This is a genomic window from Saccharibacillus sp. JS10 (assembly GCF_024436065.1).
Taxonomy (GTDB): domain Bacteria; phylum Bacillota; class Bacilli; order Paenibacillales; family Paenibacillaceae; genus Saccharibacillus.
In genome coordinates, this window is the sequence record NZ_JANFNS010000002.1 from 414,220 (window position 1) to 434,969 (window position 20,750).

Sequence of the window (20,750 nt, forward strand, 5' to 3'; positions counted from 1 at the left end):
ATCAGTCGGGTATAGATAAAGAACGAAGCGGATGCGCTTTCTAATAACGTAACCGCTATTTTTAGTGCCAAAACTTGTACGTGATTAAGTGTACCGAAGTTTCCCGATAAACACCACTTTCGGTTAAAAACGATCACTTCTGCACGTATGATGAGCACTTTCATACTAATCATCGAACAGGAGCGAATATAGATGTATACAACGAACACGAATTTTACAAAAATCACAGTCACTTTGAATGGAGAACGTGTCGGCAACGAACTGTTGCTTGATAGCGTAACCTTCCGCCCCATCACTCATGAGACAGCAACTACCGATCATCAACCTAAAGTCATTGCTAAACACTAAAATAGAGCAAATCAAAAGCGGCTAGGCTTCAGATCCGGAAAACCTTCGGAACTGAGCTTAGCCGCTTTTTTAGTAGGTCAAACGATCTTTACTTTTTAACCGTGACCGAAATGACTACTGTTTTGTTGCCAAACTTGCCTTTGATCGAAGTTTTGCCTTCAGTCAAAGCTGTAATCTGACCGGAAGCCGATACGCTCGCTACAGCAGGCTTAGAGCTTGTCCAAGTCGTTTGCGCCGCAACGTTGCCTGATGCGCCTGTATCGTACTCAGCAGTTACGATTACGGTCTTGCCGCTACCCGGAATGAGTTTCAACGATTTCTCGTCAGCCGTCAGCTTTTTCAGCTTCGGAACCACAGACACATCCACTGATACGGCGATGCCTTGATACGAACCGTTCAACGTCACTTTGCCTTCCGATACGCCTTTTACAGAAGTCGTCGCGATCGAAGCAATCTGAGGATTGGAAGATACCCAACCGACTTTGCTGCCGAGTGAAACTTTGCTTCCGTCTGCGAAGAAGCCGGTCACTTTAATCGATTTGCTCGATTTGATATTGAGTTCGATTGAAGTCGGTTCAACGACAATCTTCGTGATTTTTTGTTCGATCTTCACTGGGATCGTGATCGTTTTGTTCAAGTACGTGCCTTTCAGCGTTGCAGAGCCTTTGATCAGACCTTTGATTTCTTGACCTTTGTCTGTCGTTTTGATGACCGCATTCGTACCGCTTACGGTCCAAGCGATCAACGACGATACGTCTTTTTCTTGTCCATCTTCCCAGACTGCATTGACGACTGGCAAGTCGGAAGAATCTCCGATAATCAAGCTCGTTACTTCATCTGGACCGATCAGAACAAGAACTTTTTCATTGATCGTCACTTTGAAATCGACTTTTTTGCCTCGTACCGATACATCGCCAGAAGGTGAATTTACCGAAGATACGTCCGGCAACGATGCAGTCAAAGTTACGGTTCCTGCGGATTTTGCGATAACTTTGCCATTTTCGATTGTCGCGATTTCTTCATCGCTGGATGTCCATGTCACATCGTTGCTGAGATCAAGCTTAGCATCATCCAATTTCAACGCGTTTACTTTAGGAAGAGCTTCGGATTCGCCTTTGAATAACTCGGTTTCGCTTTTCGCGATGTCGAGCGATTTTACGGTCGGATAAACGGTAATTTTAATATCTTTGGAAATTCCGCCGTATTCCGCTTTGATCGTTGTGCTGCCTACCGATTTTGCTGTGACTTTTCCGTTGTCCACAGTTGCCGTTAACAGATTGCTCGATGTCCATTTGGAAGCCGCAGATACGTCGAGCGAAGAATTCGCACGGTCGCGAACTTCGGATTTCAGATCCAAGGTTTCACCGAGGAATAATGTTGTAGCTTCGGATGGGTCCAGCAGCAGCGCTTCGTAAGGTGCACGTACATAGACGTCGATATTCGAAGTTACGCCCAGATATTGAACCGTAATGGTTGCTTTACCTGCTGTTTTGACCGTCAATACGCCTTTTTCAACCGCAACAACTGATTCATTCGAAGAAGTCCATGTTGCTTCAGCGGTTACATCATGCTCGCCACTACCACCGGCAGCTGGAGCGATGGATTTCAATTTCAATTCGTCGCCAACAAGCAATTCTGGATTTGTGACTTTGCCTTTGGCATCTCGAATTTCAAGCGAAGAGTAAGGCAGTTCAACCGTGATCTTGAACGTACCGGTTTGCCCTTGGTATTTGGCTGTGATCGTCGAAGTACCTTTGCCAATCAATTTCAATTGACCAGCATCGATCGTTGCGACCGAAGTGTTGGAGCTTGCCCATGTTGCGAGCGAAGTAACATCCGTCACTTCGTCTTTGGCTTCGCCGCCTGTAATTTTGGCTTTGACTTTCAGGTCTTTGTCAGCATCGCCCAAAAGGTATGTACCGCTTTTGACCGGTTCGATCGCAAGTTTCGTATACGGATAAGAAGCTGCGATTTCTACCGTCGCGACTGCTCCTTCATAAGTAGCTGTAATCGTAGTATTGCCGCTGTCTTTCGCTGTAACAAGACCTTTGACCACTTGCGCGACGTCTTCATCGGAAGATGCCCATGATGCGCTTGCTGTAATGTCTTTTTTAGAAGTCGAACCTTCAATCGTTGCAAATACTTTCAGTTGTTTTGCCGATTGACCGATAATCAATTCTTTTTTGGTTGCGTCGTCAAATGCAATCGAGGTAACGTCTCCCGTGGCAGCAAAAGCATTCGCTGGGAATACCATTGCAGCTATAATCATAAGTAGTGCCAGGGTTCTCATTACTTTGTTTTGTCGGATCATGATCTTCTCCTTCAACTCAATCAATTTTTTTAATGCACATAGAAGGCGGGTTCAGCTCTTCCGTCTTTTTTATTATCGGAAAAAACCCCTAGAACATTACGTTTTTTTATAAAAAAATTGGAAATGAGTAATATGAACTAGTTTCGACAAAAAAGCTGTTTACATTCAATACATGATACATATTGGAACGTATGTTCGATCATTGGGCAAAAAAATAAACGCATTCTGCGGGGATGCCGCTACGTAGCAAAAATCGTTCAAACGATTCGCCCGGAATCGGCTCGGTCTTGCTCGTAAGCAGCAGCATCGCGAATCGATTGGCTTGACGTTCGAGCTTGCCTGCGCTGAAAAACGAATGTTCTTCGATAAAAAAACGATTGACGCCTTTGTGCAGACGGTCATGTCCAAGTTCATGCGCGCACACGAAGTTCCGCCATTCTTCGGGAAGCTGTTCGTTGATGACGATAAACCGTCTGCGAAGTTTACGGTAATACAGCCCTTTGGTCGATTTTCCGAGATCCATATACCGGATATGAATCCCGAGTGACTCCGCCATGACAAACGGATCGGTCGTGCGGGTCTTGCGAATAAGCCGGGTTACGAGTTGATTCATCGAGTCCACCGTCCGCGTCCTCCTTTGACGGAATGATTGAAAAAAGATCAGCTTTTGCGTTTGTTCATTTGCTTCGCTTCCCAGAACAGCCCGGTCAACACGTCTTTGATCCGCTGCTTGTCTTCACGATCTAACGGAATTCCGTCGAACATTAGCTCGCCGTCTTCTTCCAGCATTTTTTTGAAATCTCGCTTGTCGCGTTGGTTTGCCCATTCTGGTGCGGAAAGTTCTTGCGCATCATGCAAATAACCCGCTTCATTCATCATTTCTTCGTACGGAACGCCGAGAGCTTGCGCGATCTTCGTGATCGTCTGCGGTTTCGGTACTCCGCGAAGACCATGCTCGATACGGGAAATTTGCGAAGTGCTGACACCGGCTGCTCCAGCAAGACGATTGATACTCCAGCCTTTGCGCTCACGAACTTGTCTTAAATAATTGCCAAATCGCTTTTCCATATCCGCATCCTTCCTCGCTTCGTTAATATAGCCGATCTTTCGGCGTTCCCTCTTTGTTTAATATACCCAATTTTGAGTTCCGGGTAAATGTATGAATCAAAAATATTGCCAAAAGGCGGGAATTTATTCTTTGCTTTTTACAACAAGTAAGTCTGCATCTTGTGGAATAAAACGACAAATTTACTCTTTACGAGTTTGGAAAACATATGGTAAGGTTAAAACAGAAATACGAACAAGATGCGAACAAAAGCTTAAAAAGAGAAGTTTTCCATTTTAAATATTGCCAAAAGACAACAAAAGGAGAGATCAATATGGATACAACGTTATATTTACCGAAGCTGGATCGTCGGAAAACGCAAGCGGCAATTGAAGCGGCTATGGAAAAATATCGGATTTACAAAACGATTACGTTTGAGGAACGAGAAGCTAGCGTGACTTCTTCTTATCATGATATTCCTTCCGGTTATACCGGTACGACCAGCGATTCGACCGCGCGCACTGCGATCTATAATGTGGATATGCCTGCTGCGCGTATCGCGTACTGTGAACGAATTGAACGAATTGTCGAACGACTCAATGACCGAGAACGTCTGCTGCTGCGCGAACGTTATATGAAGCAAGACGATGTATTCGACTACAAAGTGTATAATCATCTGTTCGATCCGCCGATCAGCAAAGATACGTATGTGAAGGTACGTACCGGCGCTTTTTACAAAATGGCATTGACTCTATCGGCTATGGGATTAATTGAACTAAGCGAACTGTTAGCAAAAGGAACAACGAACCGTGTAGAAGACAAGGTCGGAAAACGTGCTTAATTCGTCATTTTAAATAAAAATATTTTTTTCGCAAAAAAGGGAACGATCTTGAATCTGCGTTGTCTATAAGGGTAGAAGAGGTGAGCAGATGGATAAGATCAATAGCCGTCCGGTTGTACCGATGCAAGCTGCCGACCCGGATACCGTCATACGCACCTATTGGGGCGAGGTGTGGAAATATCTCTTCTTTATGACGGGAAGCCGCTCTACTGCCGACGATCTAACGCAAGATACGTTTATCCGAGCACTGCGGGGATGGGACTCTTTTCGGGGAGAATCTTCGGTCAAAACTTGGCTGATCCGTATCGCACGAAATATTTGGGTGAATCATAAACGTTCTGCGTTTGTTCGTCGGGTCATTCCTTTTTCGCAGATTGATCGAAGTGAAGTCGAAGCTTCAGCAGAAAAAGCATATCTAGCCGAAGCGGGCGAACGACGGATTTGGGAACTTGTTTTTCGATTACCGGACAAGTTACGCGAGACGTTGCTTTTGGAAGCCCATTATGGAATGACGGCGCGAGAAGGCGCAGAAATGTTAGGCATACCGGAAGGCACATACAAATCGAGACTGTCTCGGGCGCGAACAAAGATGGAACGTATGATGGACGAGGAGGAACTGACATGAACCGATTCAAAGAGCCGGATCATGACCGCAAGCAAGCGCAAAGTTCAGAAGAAAAACCGACTTGGTACAACCTATTGAGCCAAGAGCCCCGGCAAATAAGTCAAGAGCCGACATTTGAGCAAATGCGTAAAATCAAGGAGGAATCAAACATGAATCACACGTATGCAGCAGGAAAAAGAAAGTCGAAATGGACTTGGGGAACTGTAGTTGCCGCAGGTATTGTATCGATCAGTATTTGGGGAGCAAGTTCAGCAGGGCTAATGAATTCGATCAATCCAAGCGGCGCACCTGTCACAGGCAGTGTACAGACTGATCCTGGAGCGGGCGGAATGAATGCGGGAGGTATTGCCGGCGGACAAGACCAAGAACAAGGTCTTTCGGAAGAAATTGCGCAAGCTAAGCAAATGGCAGAGTCTTTCAAAAAAGAAGATTGGACAGTCACGCAAGAAAAGCTGGATGTATATAACCGTGAAATGAATGCTGGCGAAGATGCTGGAGATGGGTTTATTAATTGGGTTGAAAAACGTCAAAAAGAACTATTGGCGTATGCGGAACCGGAGTTCCTAAGTGTTTATTTTACAAATGAAGCAGGCAATACGCCTTACAATGCAGCAATAAATACAGAGTCGGAGATTGCAGTCGAAAATATGCAAATGAAGATGAGAAGCGTGAGTGAAGACGAAAAACAAATCACGTTCGATTATACGCTGGATCTGACATTCTCCAATGGACGCGATCCGCTGGCGTTGAAAGGCGCGATTCAGATGCAAAAAGACGGCGAAAGCTGGAAAGTTCTCAAAGATACACCGCAAAAAGCGTCGTATGTGGAGCTGTATAAGTTGGCGCGTCCAGATCTAGGTTGGGGCGAAGGAAATCAGTAAGATTCATCCACGCGTAAAAGTTAAAAGCTGCAATTCCTACTCAGGAGTTGCGGCTTTTTCTATATGCAAATCGTGGCGATATAAAAAAAACGCAAAAAAAACAGGCTTCGGAAAAATCCGCTGCCTGATCGTAGAAGTTCGCTTGCGCGAGCTTGTTCTTACATGTTGTATTTCTTTTTGAAGCGTTCAACTTGTCCGCCAGCATCAAGAATTTTCTGTTTGCCAGTGAAGAACGGGTGCGAATCGGAAGTGATTTCCACTTTGATCAGCGGGTAAGTGTTGCCGTCTTCCCAAGCTACAGTTTCATTGGATTTGCGAGTCGAAGCGCTCAAGAATTGGTGCCCAGTGCTCGTATCCATGAATACTACCGGTTGGTAGTTCGGGTGGATTCCTTGTTTCATCTATTTTCAACTCCTTCATAGAATAATCAATAATCACATACACTACATAGTAGCATAAGGCAAGCATCTTGACAATATTGAAATCGAGAAGAGGAAAAATTTGTTTTGTAGATTAAAAGAAGTTCAGACATGTGAATCGCAAAGCGCTCTTTATTATATAGAAGAAACACGATTTAAGAACCTTTTAGTGCGTACTAAAATAAGCGATTCCGTAAAAGATGACAAATAAAACGACTGCTATAATAAGCCCTGTAATAATCGTTCCTTTTATTGAGGTCTTGGACACTTCTTCATGGAAATGATGGGCTCGCTGTCTAGCGATTTCTTCATCGTTGCCGTTCAAGTTATTGTGGAACATACGATCACGACTCCTTTATTAAAGTTAGATTTTTAAATGAAGAAAAGTGATGTTTAATTTGACAATTTTATCATGAATATTGATGGATGAGCAAATGAGATCGAAGTCTGTGAGATGGATGGGGTAGGCTTGAAACCGCGCTGTCATAAGGATTAGAAGTGGATTCGTCTTTTTTTCGCCTTAGACCCGTCTTTTGTTCGGCGTTTATCGGACAGAAATCGGACGCTTCTCCATCTTCGTTTGGTGAAAAAGGCGGTAAGATTATATCATCGGGAAGTTGAGCAAGAGGGCAAGCGCCGAAAGCTCGAGAAGCTTAAATGAGCCATACGAACGGATGCGATCTTTTACGCAAAGGCGCAACCGTTTTGCTTAGGCGACCAGCGGCGACAGAGCCTTTTTGCAAAACCCCCGAAGAACGAAAAATTGTTCATATCAAGCGCGACCTTGATTAAACCGCCAATAGATTTTCTGTTGGCGGTTTTGGGCGTGGAGCGAGAAAGGAAGGAGGGAGTGTTATTCGGGAGCAACTCAAGCAAGCGTTAGAAAAACGCGTACCGGAGCTAACCGGGCATGTTCACGATATGCCGTCACTCGGACATCCGTATATCGGATACGGAGCGGTAATTTCATTCGCGGAAGAAATTCAAAAAAGCGAATGGGTCGGGTATCGACGGATCATTAAAATCTTTCCGTATGCCGACGAGACCGCCGGAAGCTTCGCTACGGTCGAAAGATTAGCGAGCCAAATCGAAGCGGCGCTACACGAGCAGCCGATCTACGTTGCATCTGATTCGGAGGCAACGACTGAAGCTGACGCAAATACAGCGTTCACTTGCGTATTTGCCGGTTCTGCCGACGGCGATCGCACCGACGGTCTGCTCGGCGCGGCTACGCGGGGCTTACGCTTTGCCGTATATCGGCAACCTGGCGGCGTTGCCGAGCAGACCGGAGTGCCCAGCGCGGAACTTGCCGCGCTGATAGAGAACACGTCCGCGCAGCTCGGCGCGGACTGGCAAGTCTATGCCGACCGCTGGCAGTCGGCATGGGCAAGACCTTGCGTACTGTGGCGGCTATCCGGTAGCCGCAAAGTGACCGCAAAGCCGTCTGCCTACGATGTCAGGCGGACGTATACGGCGCACGTACTGGGGCGCACGCCAGCCGAAGAGCGCGAAGCGCTATCGCTGCTCGCGGAGCGGTTCAGCTCCGCGCCGCGGTTAGCGCCGACTGTACCTGGTCGGCGCGGCGCGACGATCGCGGATCTGAACGTCGATCTGGAGGTCGACGCTTTTTTGAAAGGTCAGCTTCGGCTAGATGTGCTGGAGCGGGTCGCGGAAGCGTATGGGCGTCCTGTCGAGCCAGAACCGGCGGTGCTGATGGGCAGCGTCGGTCTGAAGCAGACGGACTGAGATGGATTTAGGTCCAAGACGTTAGAGCTGGAAACGAAGGTGGGATTGGAATGAACGAAATAACGAAGTCGTCGGGTTCTACGAGTAGCGAATCTGCGCTCTATCCGGCATCCGCATGGATGGAACACGCTGAAAGTCTATTCGGTGTACGCGCAGAAGTCGTACATGGTGCGCTTTGCCAACAAAAAGCGAAGCATTTTACCAAACAGCAAGTCACAGAGCAAATCAACCAATTTATGAAAGCGAAGGTGAAGTAATATGGCAGGCGGAACTTGGAGTACAACAGAAAAATCGGTCCTTCCGGGACTTTATATGAATTTTCAGGCGGCAGCGGCTTCGGCTATTCAACCGGGGAGTCGCGGCACGGTCGCGGTTATTGTTAAAAGCAATTGGGGACCCGAACGCGAATTTGTCGAGATCGGAAGCGAAGCGGCAATTGCCCGTACGTTTTCGAATGAACAAACAGATGGAGCGACCGCTTACGATTCGCTGTATCTAGCTTTGCTGGGCGGGCCGCAAAAGCTGCTCGCTTACCGCATCGCGGACGATACAGCGGCAGCGGCATCGCTGACTTTGAAGTCCGGCGAAACCAATGCGCTGCGTCTGACTACGAAGTATACCGGCAGCCGAGGGAATACTTTCCGCGTAGCGGTACAACCGAATATGACGCAAGAAAATGCGCTGGAGCTGCGTTTGTATGAAGCTTCGAAGCTGCTGCGTACATTCGTATCCGAAAGCGGAGACGTCGCTTCATTCGTCGAAATGATTAATGCCGATGCAGAAAATGCTTGGATTCAAGCGGAAGCTTTGGCTCCGGAATCGGTATTGTCGCAAGTATCGGGCGTTGCTTTTGCAGGCGGCGCAAGCGGTAACGGCGAACTGACGAACGCGGATTATATCGCGGCGCAAACGGCGCTGGAAAGTACGGATTTTGACGTATTGGCGCTTGATTTTGCAGCAGATTCTGCTTTGCTACAAAGTTTTGCATCATTCGTGAAGCGTCTGCGCGCAGAAGGTCGCGGGATTACGCTCGTAGTCGGCGGTTCGGCGGCTGACGATGTATCTACCAACGCGCCAACGTTGGTGTCTGCACGTTCGGCGACGCTGAATCATGAAGGCATCGTCAATGTAGGAACCGGCGTGAAGTTAGGTTCGGCAGTATACAGCTCGGCGCAAACGAGCGCCTATGTTGCGGGTCTGATCGCAGGGCAACGTCTGAATGAATCGACAACGTATCATGCGACGCCATTTGAAGATGTGACTCGCCGCTGGACACGTTCGGAACAAGAACACGCGGTGAAAAACGGCGTATTCCTGTTGTTCCACGACGGTCGCCAAGTTAAAACGCTGCGCGGCATCAATACGCTGGTTGCGCCGGCTAGCGGTCAAAACAACGCGTGGAAAAAAATCCGCTCCGTCCGCGTGATGGATACGATCAGCAGCGATCTCCAGCGTACGGCGGAAGATTCTTACATCGGTAAAGTCAACAATACCGAAGAAGGTCGCCTTGCATTGATTGGCGCAATGAAAGAATATTTGGCGTTGCTTGCTCAAAGCGGCGTAATCGAAACCGGTGGTTTTGACGTGATCCAAGATCCGGCTTATTACGGCGACGCTCCGATTACCAAGCCGGAAGCCGACCAAGTCTTTTTGCAATGGAATGTGAAGTTGTCCGATGTGATGGAGCAGTTGTTCGGCACGTTCTACGTGCAATAAAAAGTCGGATAAGAAGCGTTTACGCCAACTACGAATACTGCGTAAAACGCTTCTTTTTAATAAATAGATCAATCAAACCTACTACAACAATTTCAAGGAGGAAATAATATGTTAGATGCTTCGAGAGTGATTTTGGGAACGTATGGTCAGCTGCATATCGATGGAGTATGGCAATCGCATATCAATAAATTGGAAGCTAGCGTAGAGATCGAAAAGCGCGAGCTGAGCCTGACCGGAAGCGATTGGAAAGTACACAAAAACGGCGCGAAAAAAGGCACGGGCACGATGAGCGGCTACAAAGTCACTTCGGATATGATCCGCCGCGGGTTCCAAAAGTTCGATATTATCTCCAAGCTTGACGACCCGGAATCGTACGGTCACGAGCGCGTGCGTCTGATTCGCTGCATGCCGGACAAAATTCAACTCGCTAACTGGAACGCGGGCGAAGAAGTCGCGGAAGAAACGACGTTTACGTTCGAAGGCTATGAGCTGCTCGATCCGATTCGCGCGAACTGATTTTTTAATATAAATCTACGAAAATGGCGTGCTTGGCTCAGAACTTACGAGTCTTGGCACGTCGTTTGTTTTTAAATATCCGTACACATTCGAGGAGGAAACTTGCTATGAGTAACCATGAAAATATGTCCGAAGAACAAATTTTGGATGTGCTGTTCGAAGCCGCCGACAAATTGCCGGAAGAAACCATCGTAATCCAACGCCTTGATCTGCGTATGACGCTGCGCGGTCTGACTTCCAGCAAAGTCGACGGAATTCGCGAGCGCTGTATGGTTCGCAAAACGGTCAAAGGACGCACCGAAGAAAAAGTCGATAGCGAGACGTTCAATGCGCTGCTGATCTCGGAAGCGACCGCGAAACTTGAAGTGAAAGGGCTGGAGCTGAACGGCTGGGGCGACCCGCGTATCACGAGCCGACTCAAGTTGTCCGGCGGCGAACAAGCGGTGCGCCGTATGTTGCTTGCGGGGGAACTGGACGCGGTAGGCGACAAAGTGCTGGAACTGTCCGGCTTCGGCGTGGAGCTTGCTGACGTAAAAAACTAATCCACTCCGGCGGAGTGACGACAATGATGTACCACATGTGGGTACGCCATCACCTCCGTCCCGGAGAGTTCTGGAATTTGCCGCGCGGGGAGCGGTTGATGTTGCTGGCTTTTTCGGAAGAGGAGCTGGAAGCGCTGAGTGACAACAATTAAACACTACATTTCTAAATAAGGAGGTGAACATATGGCAGATTTTTCAGCCAGTTCAACAGAACTTAAATCGACAGTCAGGTATTTGGATCAAATTCAACGTGCTTCCGATCGATTTGGACGGGCACGTTATCAAAATGTGACTAAATTAAATAGCGAATTGAAATTGACTTCTCGTTACTTTGATCAAGTTTATAGAGCGGCACGTAAAATACAAAGCGTTACTTACGATACGGGCATACAACGTTTGAATAGGCAAGTGACATCAGCTTCAAATGAATTTTCTGCGCTTTATCGTGCAGCTTCTAAAGTAAGCCAGCTTCAGATTGGAATTTCAATTGATCTTAAAGATCATGTAACCAGTCAGTTGAATGGGTTAAAAGAAAAGCTGCAATCTTTCAGTAGCCTTAAAATAAATGCAGGCGGAACAATGAAAATAGAAGGAAAGCAAACTGCTGATCCAACTAAAACTTCCGATATGAGTGGAGATTCATCAAGTCTGATTGAAGCGATTCAAGACAATACGAAAGCGATCCGAAGTAATACAACTCAGCTTCTATTGTTTGATAGTACTACTCAAGCCCAGCCAGCAGAGCAAAACAAAAGTACAGGCAGTAAGATCATGGGGGTTTTAGGAAGTATTTATACCATTCTGGCTCTAGTAGACTTCTCATACAGAGGTTCAGGGAAAATTCGTCAAATGACGCAACAGAAAAAGATATATCCAGATGCAAATGCTGGAAAAGCAAGCAAAGGAAAACCTAATTCAGGTCGAAATCAAAGCAGCAAAGGCAAAAGAAATACTAAAAGCAATAGCAAAGGAAACAAACGATCCAATTCAGCAAAATCGAATGCTACTAAAATTTCGACTTCCGATAAATCGGCACCTAAACCTGTTCCAAAGCAACATTCCGATACGCTCAAAAATTATCACGATCGTTACGGGAAAATTAGAACAGGCGAATCAGAAGTACGTAAAAATGCTTCCTCTAAAGGAGGTAAACCATTCAGTTTCAAAACAGTGGGCGAATCTTTTAAAAACTTTATCGGTTCGCAGAAAAATGCTTTAACTAAACTGCCTAAACCTGCTTTTTTGAGTTCCATAGGAGAAAAATTTAACTCTTTTAAAGACAAAGGGAAAAATCTGATGGACAAAATTCCTGGGAAAAATCTTTTGAAAGCAGGCGGCAAGGTCTTAGGAAAAGTGGCTGTTCCTCTTGCAATTGTTTCAAGTGCAGCATCTATATTCCAAGCTCCCAAAGAAGAACGTGGTAAAGCGATTGGTTCTGTTGTCGGAACAGCAGCTGGAGCGTTTTTTGGAGGACCAGCCGGAGCTATGGTTGGGAATTATTTTGGAGGAGTGGCAGGGGATTGGATACAGAAATCCAAAATTATTGAAAAAGGTGGAAAAGCGATTGGCGAAGGGGTTGATTGGATCGGGCAAAAATTCAAAAATTTGTTTGGCAAAAAAACGCCGGAAGCAACAACAGCGCCTTCTGCTGCTCCAGCAGTTTCATCTGCATCAGCTATAGCTAATCCAAGTGCTACGTACTCTAATTATCTTTCTACATCAGCAGCAGTTGGTTCGACAACGACAGCAAGCGCACTCAATGTACCTGCTATTTATCAAACAAAGTTAGCTTCGAAAGTAGCAGCTAAAGGTAGTACAGGAACTAAAGCAGGGTCAGAATCTGTTCAACTTAGCGAAGCTCAACTTGGTTCTATATCGGGTATGCTCAAAGACTTCAAAGCCGAAGTGACTAACCAAGTATCGATTACGATTCCTCAAGGAGCCGTACAACTCGATATCCACGAGGAAATCGACTATGCCGAAATCGAAGGCAAGATCGGAGCAGCAATCGTAGCTAAAGTTCGCCAGGCGTTCAACAACTATAAACCTTCTGGCGGAGGCGGCGGTTCGGCTGGAGTTTCTAAAGTTATGGCGACCTAAGATTTCTATTCCACATGGACAGTTTTGAATCGTAGGTCAAAGAAAGGAGGGCAGCCGTGGAAATTTTCTTGTTTTACGGCGACAAAAAGTATTTTCATTTTCCCGTCAATCCGGAAGAAATCAATTTCTCACGTTCCAAAGGATATGAAACGGTCAATATGTTGCAGCACGGAGAGTTCGATTTTGCGCAAGGCGATAAGATCAAAGAGATCAGTTTTTCGTCTTTTTTTCCAAAAGAATATGATCCGTCTTATTGCCAGTTCCGCAAAATTCCCGATCCGATGGTAGCGGTTAACGTACTCAATCGTTTCCTTGTATCGGCAGAACCGGTACGGTTGGTGATTTCGCATACGGGGATCAATGTTCCAGTGTACCTGATCAGCTATAATAGCTCGTTCCGCGGCGGAGAACCGGGCGATATTTATTTCGATCTGACGTTTCGGACATGGCGCGATGCGAAATTGCAAGGCAAATATGGAGCGGTCAAAGCACTTAAGCGAGCCGATCTCAAACCCGTCAGCAAAACGTACATCGTCAAAAGCGGAGATTCGTTGTCCAAAATCGCCAAGCTAGAATTAGGTTCGGAAGCCAAATGGAAATCGATTTACGCATTGAACCAAGCAGTGATCGGTCCTAATTCAAACCTGATTAAGCCGGGACAAAAGCTGGTGATGCCGACATGAGCTACAAAGTCATTTTGAACACGAATACCGATATTACGCCGATGGTCGAAAGTATCAGTATGCGCGATGCGCTCGATCAGATTGCGTATCAGGCAAATGTGCGGCTCGCCGTATCTTCCGCGAAAACATTGCCTGATTTCACGCCGGGAACGCCGATTCGAGTAAGCGGCGTTCCTTTTGACGGAAAAGACATGTTGCCGCTGCTCAATCCGGGCGTGATCTGGGAAGCCGAAAGCACGAATAGCGGGACAAAGCGAATCTCGCTAACGTTGTACGATCGAATGATCTATTTGGAGAAGTCCGAAGACGAATATTTGTTTCCGAAAGACCAGACCGCGACTCAACGTTTGCAAAAATATGCGAAAGACTGGGGCATCACAATCGGCAAGTCGGTCGATACGAAAATCAAACTCGCCAAAGCGGTGTACCGATCGCAGACAATCTTCTCGATGTTGTTCGCAGATTTGAAAGAAACGGCAAAGTCGGGCGGTGCGATGTACCATCCCCGGATGACAAGCCGAGGGTTGGAACTATTCGAACTCGGCAGTAATACCAAAGTCTACGAGCTGGACGCTCTGATCGACGTTGCGCAGATGCGGACGCTCGAAGGTGCCGTAACCAAAGTCAAAGTGCTGGCAGCAGCGGAATCTTCAAACGGCAAAGAAGTTCCATCCAAAATTTTGACCGTCGAAGAAAAAGGCACGAAAGAACTGGGCACTTTGCAAAAGGTGATTTCAGACGATCAGGTCAAGACGGCGAAAGCGGCAAAAAAACTCGCGCAAAGTTACTTGACCGGTATTCAAGAAACGTTCACGGTTACCGCGCCCGATATCAATATCATTCGAGCGGGCGATGCCGTCATGCTCAGTAAGATGAAGCTGATTGTCACGTCGGCGAGTCACGATCTTGGCGATCCGGGGACGATGACGCTGGAACTGGCAACCGAAGCTTCGGTAAAAAGGAGGTTTTATCTTGACTAAAGATCCTTACGGACAATTCGCCGATATGATGAGTTCCGCAATGAAAGGGCATACCCGACAAATGGCAAGCGGTCTTGGCGGCGTTTTGGGAACGATGACAGCATCCGGTGTAAAATTAGACGATTTCAAACACGAGATGCAAGACTACTGGGTTGCGGCTTTGCCGGGGACTTTGCAGACGGATGCTTCAAGTGGCGGCTCGGAAAGTTCCCAATCCGCTATTGCTGCTGATGGTTCGGAGTCGGGTGATCCTTCGAGCGGAGAAAGTACCGTGACGCTAAACGTCGACGGCTTTAAGCCTGGCGATCGGGTGTTGGCAATCCGCGTTAACGGCGGGAACGATGTAGTCGTGCTTTGTAAGGTGGTGGGCGCGGATGGCTAATCTTTTTCCCGATAACGGCGGTTTTTTCTGGGGAGACGAAGAAAGTGTCGCTCAAGCTGATTCGAACGTCGTAACGTTCGGAAAAGGGTGGAAGTTCGATTATGCCCAAGGCGAATTTATGACGACGCCTAGTGGGCGGGTTGCGGTAGCAAACAGCCGGGAAGCTTGGATCGAATGGTGCCAAAAAGCAATTCGCACTCCGCGTTATCGCCACGTGATCTACTCACGCGATTACGGCAGCGAACTGGAAGACTTACTTGGCAGCGATTATCCCCATTCCGTGATCGAAAGCGAAGTCGAGCGTATGGTGACCGAAACATTGCTCGCTGACGATCGGACAAGTTCGGTCGATCAATTTTCATTCGCATGGATCGGCGATGGATGTACGTTCAGTTGCCAAGTGACGAGTGTACAAGAAGACGTAGAATTTTTGGAAAGCGAGGTGATTGAATTTGGCTGATTTTCCTTATTATTTGCAAGATCAGACGGAGGAAAATATTCGGGCTCGGATGTTAGCACGTCTTCCTAACGATTTGGACAAGTCGGAAGGATCGTTTCTGTGGGATGCTCAAGCTCCGGCGGCGTTTATGTTGTCGGAAGCGGCGTTGTGGGCGCAAGATTTGCTTCGTCGAGGGTTTGCCAGTACGTCAGCGAGCGCAGACAGCAACTTCCGTTCGGAAGAATTGGATTTGCGGGCGGGCGAACATGGCGTAACGCGTCGGGTCGCTACTTTTTCGGAAGGAACCGTATTTTTTAGCGGAGAGCCGGGGAAGATCGTTCCTGCGGGAACCACCGTATCTTCTCCTTCGGATGAAGCTATTGGCGAAGCGTCAAAAGAGTATGAAACGACGTCCAGCATCACGATTGGTGAAAACGGTAGAGCATCTGTACAGGTTCGCGCCGCAATCGCTGGAGCGCAAGGCAACGTTCCGGCGGGTTCGATCTCGCTAGTATCGGATTCGGTATCCGGTGTGACAGGTGTGAACAATTCAGCAGCTACCACGGGCGGTACAAATATCGAGTCGGACATGTCGCTACTTGAACGCTTTTACGCCAAAGTCCGTAATCAAGGCACAAGCGGGAACAAAGCGCAGTACCGGCAATGGGCAAGCGAAATCGCAGGAGTTGGAGCAAGCCGCGTGATTCCACTGTGGCAAGGACCCGGGACTGTTGGGATCTATCTACTGGATAATGATAAACGAGCCGCAAGTGCTTCGATCGTCTCCGCTGTTCAGCTGTACATCGATCCGACGCAAGACGGTCAAGGTGAAGGCGCTGCTCCGGCGGGACCCGTCGTGAGCGTTATGCCAGCAGAAGAAGTTGCAATCGATATCGAAGTCACACCGACGCTTGCCAGTGGCGCTTCCGCAGCCGACGTCAAACGTCAGATCGAAGAAGGAGTGACGGCATACCTGAAGCAGCTTGCTTTTCAAGATCCGCTCGTTCGTTATACCCGGATTGCCGCGATCTTGCTCGATATTCCTCCTTTGATCGACTACACGGATCTAACAGTAGGCGGTGTTAGCGACCGGAATATTGAGATGGAAGAACATCAGGTGGCGGTGCTAGGGACGGTGACGGTACATGAGTGAGACCGTTTTGCAGCATGTAAAAAGTACTTCCGATTTGCTTGCCTATGACGATTCAAAGCTCCCTCTTTCTCCGAAAGGGCAGGAGCTTTTTTCGTACCTGCCGCAATATTACGAGACGTCTCGGATCATGCGCGCGGATACGGAAACTAAAGGTCAGGAAATGGATCTGCTTTACGCGGCGCTGGACGAGACATTGGATCAGTTTTTTGTGCGAACCGCGACTTGGGGATTGGAATTGTGGGAACGGGAGCTGGATATTGAAGTTGATCCTGCGAAACCAATTGAGCAACGTCGTTCGGTCGTGGAGTCGAAGCTACGAGGCGGTGGCGTCTTTTCCGGCAAAATGGTGCGTAATGTGGCGGCTGCGTATGAACGGGGCTCGGTCGATGTTACGTTCAAGCCGGAAGAGTGGTCGTTTACGATTACCTTTGTTGGAACTCGTGGTCTACCTCCTAACCTAGACGACTTGAAAGAAGCGATCGAAAATATAAAACCTGCGCATTTGATGGTGGAATATGCGTTTACGTATTTGATTTGGAAAGAACTCGATAGCAAGAAGTTAACATGGAACCAATTTGATGAACTTCATCAAACTTGGAACGAACTGGAGGTCTGGAACTAATGACAGAAATAACGACGAATTTGAACTTGCCGATTCCGCTTGGAAACGAGAATGTGAATCGACAATATTTTGTGGATCTGATTCAGGCAATCGATACTGGCGCCGTATCGCAAGAGCAGCTATCAAAAGCGATTGGAGATATCAAGATCGATTTAGTTGACGCATACGATAGTACGGATAAACAGAAAGCAGTCAGTGCAGATGCGTTACGTAGAGGACTGGAAACGAAACAGAATACGTTACGCTTGGCAGATAACTACTTAAATGCTAATGTGCTGATCAACGCGCCAGCTGTAGATAATGGTGGTAGAGAATACCCGAGTGGGGTCAGCATGTTTAAGGTGTCGACTTCGACCGCGGGGTGGCCGACAACAAACGGATACGTACTTACGTTCCGCGTAAGTGGTGGAGGATATCAAGTGTTCTATGAATCCTATGCAGGCACTGTACAGACTGAAAAAAATATGCGGCAATGGACACGTAGTAAAAAAGAAAGTAATAATTTTTGGCAGCCGTGGACGAGAGCTTTAACAGAGTTAGATCAATTAGATTATGTAAGGCAGCCAGGATATGCGGTGACGAGTGGAACTGGAACGTCTTATACAGTCGCGCTTGATCCTGTACCTAGCTCTTTGCCTGAGGGATTTGGTATTACGATTGTTCCTCATGTTGTAAACACAGGTGCGGCAACTTTAAAAGTTGGAGGAAACGTCGTTGTTGCCTTAAAAAATACTGACGGTGCAGACTTTGCTGCCGGTGATCTTCCTCCAGGACTTCCCGTACAGTTTCGCAAAGTAGGAGCAAATTTTATAAAGAGTAGTGGAGGGGGAATGCGAGAATATTTTGGAGATGGTTCTGACGAAGATTTTAATTCAACAGCAAATACGACATTACCATCTACATTAAATGGACCTATTGTCGTTAAAAATTATAAATCTTTTATTTTGAATGCTGGTCATACGTTTACAGTTTCTAATCCTTGTCGCGGTCTATTTATTTTTGTTGATGGAGATGTAACGATCAACGGCACATTAACAATGATAGCGAAAGGAGGTCTCAATGTTAGTTATCCCGTTATACCTGAGACTCCAGATAAGTATAAAACAACATATTTATCAAGTGTGATGAAATTATACGGAGGAGCGGGAGGAAATGGTGGTAAAGCTGTTTATGGAGGACCTGGAGGTACGGGAGGAGCTGGAAGGCTCTGCGTAGGTGGTTTCGGAGGGGGTGGAGGAGGAGGTACAGCTTATGATATCAATACCCAAAACTCGTATCATCCAGGAGGCGCAGGCGGCTCTATACAATATCAAGATGTTCCGAATCCATCGTTTACACCAGGCAACATGGCGGCTGGAGGAAACGCGGGTATAAATGGTAGCGGAGGATCAGGAGGCGGAATGACTTATAGAAATTCCGGTACTCCAGGTACCGTAGGGCAACGAGGTGGAGGAGTTTATGGAGGAGGAGGTGGAGGAGGTGGCGGTGGCACTGATTATAACGCCGGTGTAGGAAGAGACGGACAGTATGCAGGTGGTTTTATTTGTATCATAGCGAAGGGTTCTATAACTGTAGGTTCAACAGGAATAATTTCTGCTTCGGGAGGAACAGGTGGAGCAGGCGGAGGAGGATCGCCTTCTGTTTATAGTGATACTTGGGGATCATATGGTGGAGGTGGAGGAGGAGGTGCTGGTGGCGGTGTAATTTCTCTTTTTTATAAGATTAATTATAAAAATTCAGGAAACCTTTCTGTTACTGGAGGCTCTGGAGGATATGGAGGTTCTCAGACTCCAGGCTACTATAGGCCTAATACAAACCCTGTTGTATCGGATCCAGGTTTTTCTGGTTCTCCTGGCACTGTATTAATAAAAAATATCTAAAATTTAAATATACATGCCAGCTCACCTGTCTCATATATCATCATGAAAAAGCTGGGTTGGCTACTAGGAGGTTCAAACATGTTAATCGCACTGCTGCTGGTACTTGTAACGATTGATTGGGCAACAGGATGGGCGGCGGCATGGTTAAGAGGGGAGTTGAGAAGTCGGACAGGATTTTTGGGTATTTTGCGTAAAGTAGCGATGTTTACCGTCGTGGCTATCGCACATCTTATTGACACAGTATTGGGCGACCTGCACATCTTTCGGGATGCGGTCGTCTTTTTTTATCTTGCCAACGAGCTTCTTTCCGTTATTGAGAACATGGGTAAGATCGGTGTCCCGATGCCAGATTTCTTGCGCAATGCGGTTCAAATCTTCCAGTCTAAATCCAATCCTACCGAGAATGTACAGTTAATCTCGAAGGAACAGCCAGAATTGATCAAGTCGGAAAAAGAACGAGAAGAAAGTTCGGAAAGTGCTCCACCGGATAACCGAAGCGCTTAAAGGTAAGATTTAGATTAAATATCTATGGATACGAAATTCTAAAAAGAGAGGAATATCTTCATGAACCTCAGCAAATACCCCATCGAGCGCCGCTACATCGCCAAGCGCTCCAACACCAGACCCGGCACCCGGCTAACAACCGGGGCGCCGGCTTTTTTTGTCGCTCACGACACCGGAAATCCCAGCGCGACCGCCGAGAACCACTACCGTTACTTCAATACCTTAACCAATCGTTCCGCATCCGCGCATACGTTTATCGACGATCGGCAAATTTTAGAGATCATCCCAACCGGAACATCGTCCGATCCCGCCGAAAAAGCTTGGCACGTCTTGTACAACGTCACCGCCGACAATGAACGCTTCGGCTACAACGCCAATGACGCCGCTTTAGGCATTGAATTATGCTACGGCGGCAATATCAACTTCCAGCAAGCTTACCAACGTTTTGTCTGGTATTTGGCTTTTTGCTGCAACAAGTGGAACAAAGACCCGCGCCTTTTTATCCCGAGCCATAAGCAGCTCGACCCGGCGCGAAAAATCGATTGCGACAACGCCCTCAAATCCGGCGGTTTGACGCTCAAAGACTTGATCGCCGATGTCACCGCCGAACTTAACAGCATCGCCAACACCCCCGTTCCGGTTGCCGATTTCACACCGCTTCCGGTCGATCTTGCTTTAGCGCTGATCACCGAATACGTCCGCCCTGCTTGGGCAAAAGCCCGAGTGGCAGACAAGCAGCCGGAAGCCGAACATTTTCACCGCCTTGCAGTCAATCTTCGCGCAGCAGCGAGCATCGACGATCAACTTCGCCCTTTGCCAAGCGCAATCAAGCTGCATAAATCAAATGTGCAAGAACTTGTTTTTCGCTGGCTTTCTCCGGCGTGGTATCAAGCTACAGCTGTCAAAGATACCGAAGCTGCAAAGCTCGCCCATGACCGCGCCAATGCTTTGCGGCTTGCAGCCGGGCTACCCATTTCGTAAAGCATGACGGCAATATACATCTGCCCGCGATCTGAA

At 47.4% G+C, this 20,750-nt stretch carries 25 protein-coding genes; 20 read left to right on the forward strand and 5 right to left on the reverse strand.

Annotated elements, in window-relative coordinates; all coding sequences use genetic code 11:
* Nucleotides 1–192: 192 nt before the first annotated feature.
* Nucleotides 193–348 (forward strand): hypothetical protein, encoded by a 156-nt coding sequence (locus NOM90_RS07310; RefSeq protein ID WP_255941034.1) that lies wholly within the window; start codon nt 193–195, stop codon nt 346–348.
* 88 nt (nt 349–436) lie between these two features.
* On the opposite strand, the gene NOM90_RS07315 is transcribed toward NOM90_RS07310, so the two are convergent.
* The 3 genes from NOM90_RS07315 to NOM90_RS07325 all read right to left on the reverse strand — a co-directional run bounded on the left by NOM90_RS07315 (nt 437) and on the right by NOM90_RS07325 (nt 3,727).
* The gene (locus NOM90_RS07315; protein ID WP_255941035.1) at nt 437–2,659 is read right to left on the reverse strand and encodes an Ig-like domain-containing protein; all 2,223 of its coding nucleotides are present in this window, start codon (nt 2,657–2,659) and stop codon (nt 437–439) included.
* 199 nt (nt 2,660–2,858) lie between these two features.
* Complete coding sequence (locus NOM90_RS07320; protein WP_255941842.1) at nt 2,859–3,272, reverse strand: ImmA/IrrE family metallo-endopeptidase; 414 nt, start codon at nt 3,270–3,272, stop codon at nt 2,859–2,861.
* Between the two features lie 47 nt (nt 3,273–3,319).
* A complete protein-coding gene (locus tag NOM90_RS07325; protein WP_255941036.1) occupies nt 3,320–3,727 on the reverse strand; it encodes a helix-turn-helix domain-containing protein in 408 nt (135 codons plus the stop codon).
* A gap of 311 nt (nt 3,728–4,038) precedes the next feature.
* On the opposite strand from NOM90_RS07325, the gene NOM90_RS07330 reads away from it, so the two are divergent.
* The 3 genes from NOM90_RS07330 (at nt 4,039) to NOM90_RS07340 (ending at nt 6,051) form a co-directional block, all read left to right on the forward strand.
* Nucleotides 4,039–4,545, forward strand: a complete 507-nt coding sequence (locus NOM90_RS07330) for an ArpU family phage packaging/lysis transcriptional regulator (protein WP_255941037.1) — start codon at nt 4,039–4,041, stop codon at nt 4,543–4,545.
* A gap of 88 nt (nt 4,546–4,633) precedes the next feature.
* Nucleotides 4,634–5,170 (forward strand): RNA polymerase sigma factor, encoded by a 537-nt coding sequence (locus NOM90_RS07335; protein WP_255941038.1) that lies wholly within the window; start codon nt 4,634–4,636, stop codon nt 5,168–5,170.
* Entirely contained in the window at nt 5,167–6,051 is an 885-nt protein-coding gene (locus tag NOM90_RS07340; protein WP_255941039.1) for a hypothetical protein, read from the forward strand. Before NOM90_RS07335 ends, NOM90_RS07340 begins: the two co-directional genes overlap by 4 nt.
* Nucleotides 6,052–6,209: 158 nt before the next feature.
* Here NOM90_RS07340 and NOM90_RS07345 read toward each other — a convergent pair whose 3' ends face one another.
* Both NOM90_RS07345 and NOM90_RS07350 read right to left on the reverse strand, forming a co-directional pair.
* Nucleotides 6,210–6,452, reverse strand: a complete 243-nt coding sequence (locus NOM90_RS07345) for a type B 50S ribosomal protein L31 (RefSeq protein ID WP_255941040.1) — start codon at nt 6,450–6,452, stop codon at nt 6,210–6,212.
* Between the two features lie 184 nt (nt 6,453–6,636).
* Nucleotides 6,637–6,810 (reverse strand): hypothetical protein, encoded by a 174-nt coding sequence (locus NOM90_RS07350; protein ID WP_255941041.1) that lies wholly within the window; start codon nt 6,808–6,810, stop codon nt 6,637–6,639.
* 581 nt (nt 6,811–7,391) lie between these two features.
* On the opposite strand from NOM90_RS07350, the gene NOM90_RS07355 reads away from it, so the two are divergent.
* The 16 genes from NOM90_RS07355 to NOM90_RS07430 all read left to right on the forward strand — a co-directional run bounded on the left by NOM90_RS07355 (nt 7,392) and on the right by NOM90_RS07430 (nt 20,714).
* On the forward strand, nt 7,392–8,216 hold the full coding sequence (locus NOM90_RS07355) for a hypothetical protein (protein ID WP_255941043.1): 825 nt from the start codon (nt 7,392–7,394) through the stop codon (nt 8,214–8,216).
* A 50-nt stretch (nt 8,217–8,266) separates the two neighbouring features.
* Nucleotides 8,267–8,473, forward strand: a complete 207-nt coding sequence (locus NOM90_RS07360) for a YqzN/YkzM domain-containing protein (protein ID WP_255941044.1) — start codon at nt 8,267–8,269, stop codon at nt 8,471–8,473.
* A 1-nt stretch (nt 8,474) separates the two neighbouring features.
* Nucleotides 8,475–9,932 (forward strand): phage tail sheath family protein, encoded by a 1,458-nt coding sequence (locus NOM90_RS07365; protein ID WP_255941045.1) that lies wholly within the window; start codon nt 8,475–8,477, stop codon nt 9,930–9,932.
* 108 nt (nt 9,933–10,040) lie between these two features.
* Nucleotides 10,041–10,448 carry a phage tail tube protein gene (locus tag NOM90_RS07370; RefSeq protein WP_255941046.1) on the forward strand — a complete coding sequence of 136 codons (408 nt, stop codon included), beginning with the start codon at nt 10,041–10,043 and terminating at the stop codon, nt 10,446–10,448.
* Nucleotides 10,449–10,555: 107 nt separating this feature from the next.
* A complete protein-coding gene (locus NOM90_RS07375) occupies nt 10,556–10,990 on the forward strand; it encodes a phage tail assembly chaperone (protein ID WP_255941047.1) in 435 nt (144 codons plus the stop codon).
* A 23-nt stretch (nt 10,991–11,013) separates the two neighbouring features.
* On the forward strand, nt 11,014–11,142 hold the full coding sequence (locus NOM90_RS07380) for a hypothetical protein (RefSeq protein ID WP_255941048.1): 129 nt from the start codon (nt 11,014–11,016) through the stop codon (nt 11,140–11,142).
* A 31-nt stretch (nt 11,143–11,173) separates the two neighbouring features.
* Nucleotides 11,174–13,090: a hypothetical protein gene (locus tag NOM90_RS07385; protein WP_255941049.1), complete on the forward strand. Its 1,917-nt coding sequence runs from the start codon at nt 11,174–11,176 to the stop codon at nt 13,088–13,090.
* A gap of 56 nt (nt 13,091–13,146) precedes the next feature.
* Nucleotides 13,147–13,773 carry a LysM peptidoglycan-binding domain-containing protein gene (locus NOM90_RS07390; protein ID WP_255941050.1) on the forward strand — a complete coding sequence of 209 codons (627 nt, stop codon included), beginning with the start codon at nt 13,147–13,149 and terminating at the stop codon, nt 13,771–13,773.
* Entirely contained in the window at nt 13,770–14,753 is a 984-nt protein-coding gene (locus tag NOM90_RS07395; protein ID WP_255941051.1) for an XkdQ/YqbQ family protein, read from the forward strand. The genes NOM90_RS07390 and NOM90_RS07395 overlap by 4 nt, the downstream gene beginning before the upstream one ends.
* Nucleotides 14,746–15,135, forward strand: a complete 390-nt coding sequence (locus tag NOM90_RS07400; RefSeq protein ID WP_255941052.1) for a DUF2577 domain-containing protein — start codon at nt 14,746–14,748, stop codon at nt 15,133–15,135. The genes NOM90_RS07395 and NOM90_RS07400 overlap by 8 nt, the downstream gene beginning before the upstream one ends.
* Nucleotides 15,128–15,595: a DUF2634 domain-containing protein gene (locus tag NOM90_RS07405; RefSeq protein ID WP_255941053.1), complete on the forward strand. Its 468-nt coding sequence runs from the start codon at nt 15,128–15,130 to the stop codon at nt 15,593–15,595. The genes NOM90_RS07400 and NOM90_RS07405 overlap by 8 nt, the downstream gene beginning before the upstream one ends.
* Nucleotides 15,588–16,727 carry a baseplate J/gp47 family protein gene (locus tag NOM90_RS07410; protein WP_255941054.1) on the forward strand — a complete coding sequence of 380 codons (1,140 nt, stop codon included), beginning with the start codon at nt 15,588–15,590 and terminating at the stop codon, nt 16,725–16,727. The genes NOM90_RS07405 and NOM90_RS07410 overlap by 8 nt, the downstream gene beginning before the upstream one ends.
* A gap of 127 nt (nt 16,728–16,854) precedes the next feature.
* Nucleotides 16,855–17,349: a putative phage tail protein gene (locus NOM90_RS07415; RefSeq protein ID WP_370866591.1), complete on the forward strand. Its 495-nt coding sequence runs from the start codon at nt 16,855–16,857 to the stop codon at nt 17,347–17,349.
* On the forward strand, nt 17,349–19,229 hold the full coding sequence (locus NOM90_RS07420; RefSeq protein WP_255941056.1) for a hypothetical protein: 1,881 nt from the start codon (nt 17,349–17,351) through the stop codon (nt 19,227–19,229). Before NOM90_RS07415 ends, NOM90_RS07420 begins: the two co-directional genes overlap by 1 nt.
* Before the next feature lie 42 nt (nt 19,230–19,271).
* Nucleotides 19,272–19,733, forward strand: coding sequence for a phage holin family protein (locus tag NOM90_RS07425; protein ID WP_255941057.1), 462 nt, complete (start codon nt 19,272–19,274; stop codon nt 19,731–19,733).
* A gap of 60 nt (nt 19,734–19,793) precedes the next feature.
* Nucleotides 19,794–20,714 (forward strand): peptidoglycan recognition protein family protein, encoded by a 921-nt coding sequence (locus NOM90_RS07430; RefSeq protein WP_255941058.1) that lies wholly within the window; start codon nt 19,794–19,796, stop codon nt 20,712–20,714.
* Nucleotides 20,715–20,750 lie beyond the last annotated feature (36 nt).

Bases quoted from the DNA above. Each gene is read 5' to 3' on its own strand.
- NOM90_RS07310 (WP_255941034.1), top strand. From the start codon at position 193: ATGTATACAACGAACACGAATTTTACAAAAATCACAGTCACTTTGAAT.
- NOM90_RS07315 (WP_255941035.1), bottom strand. From the start codon at position 2,659: ATGATCCGACAAAACAAAGTAATGAGAACCCTGGCACTACTTATGATT.
- NOM90_RS07320 (WP_255941842.1), bottom strand. From the start codon at position 3,272: ATGAATCAACTCGTAACCCGGCTTATTCGCAAGACCCGCACGACCGAT.
- NOM90_RS07325 (WP_255941036.1), bottom strand. From the start codon at position 3,727: ATGGAAAAGCGATTTGGCAATTATTTAAGACAAGTTCGTGAGCGCAAA.
- NOM90_RS07330 (WP_255941037.1), top strand. From the start codon at position 4,039: ATGGATACAACGTTATATTTACCGAAGCTGGATCGTCGGAAAACGCAA.
- NOM90_RS07335 (WP_255941038.1), top strand. From the start codon at position 4,634: ATGGATAAGATCAATAGCCGTCCGGTTGTACCGATGCAAGCTGCCGAC.
- NOM90_RS07340 (WP_255941039.1), top strand. From the start codon at position 5,167: ATGAACCGATTCAAAGAGCCGGATCATGACCGCAAGCAAGCGCAAAGT.
- NOM90_RS07345 (WP_255941040.1), bottom strand. From the start codon at position 6,452: ATGAAACAAGGAATCCACCCGAACTACCAACCGGTAGTATTCATGGAT.
- NOM90_RS07350 (WP_255941041.1), bottom strand. From the start codon at position 6,810: ATGTTCCACAATAACTTGAACGGCAACGATGAAGAAATCGCTAGACAG.
- NOM90_RS07355 (WP_255941043.1), top strand. From the start codon at position 7,392: ATGCCGTCACTCGGACATCCGTATATCGGATACGGAGCGGTAATTTCA.
- NOM90_RS07360 (WP_255941044.1), top strand. From the start codon at position 8,267: ATGAACGAAATAACGAAGTCGTCGGGTTCTACGAGTAGCGAATCTGCG.
- NOM90_RS07365 (WP_255941045.1), top strand. From the start codon at position 8,475: ATGGCAGGCGGAACTTGGAGTACAACAGAAAAATCGGTCCTTCCGGGA.
- NOM90_RS07370 (WP_255941046.1), top strand. From the start codon at position 10,041: ATGTTAGATGCTTCGAGAGTGATTTTGGGAACGTATGGTCAGCTGCAT.
- NOM90_RS07375 (WP_255941047.1), top strand. From the start codon at position 10,556: ATGAGTAACCATGAAAATATGTCCGAAGAACAAATTTTGGATGTGCTG.
- NOM90_RS07380 (WP_255941048.1), top strand. From the start codon at position 11,014: ATGATGTACCACATGTGGGTACGCCATCACCTCCGTCCCGGAGAGTTC.
- NOM90_RS07385 (WP_255941049.1), top strand. From the start codon at position 11,174: ATGGCAGATTTTTCAGCCAGTTCAACAGAACTTAAATCGACAGTCAGG.
- NOM90_RS07395 (WP_255941051.1), top strand. From the start codon at position 13,770: ATGAGCTACAAAGTCATTTTGAACACGAATACCGATATTACGCCGATG.
- NOM90_RS07405 (WP_255941053.1), top strand. From the start codon at position 15,128: ATGGCTAATCTTTTTCCCGATAACGGCGGTTTTTTCTGGGGAGACGAA.
- NOM90_RS07415 (WP_370866591.1), top strand. From the start codon at position 16,855: ATGCGCGCGGATACGGAAACTAAAGGTCAGGAAATGGATCTGCTTTAC.
- NOM90_RS07420 (WP_255941056.1), top strand. From the start codon at position 17,349: ATGACAGAAATAACGACGAATTTGAACTTGCCGATTCCGCTTGGAAAC.
- NOM90_RS07425 (WP_255941057.1), top strand. From the start codon at position 19,272: ATGAAAAAGCTGGGTTGGCTACTAGGAGGTTCAAACATGTTAATCGCA.
- NOM90_RS07430 (WP_255941058.1), top strand. From the start codon at position 19,794: ATGAACCTCAGCAAATACCCCATCGAGCGCCGCTACATCGCCAAGCGC.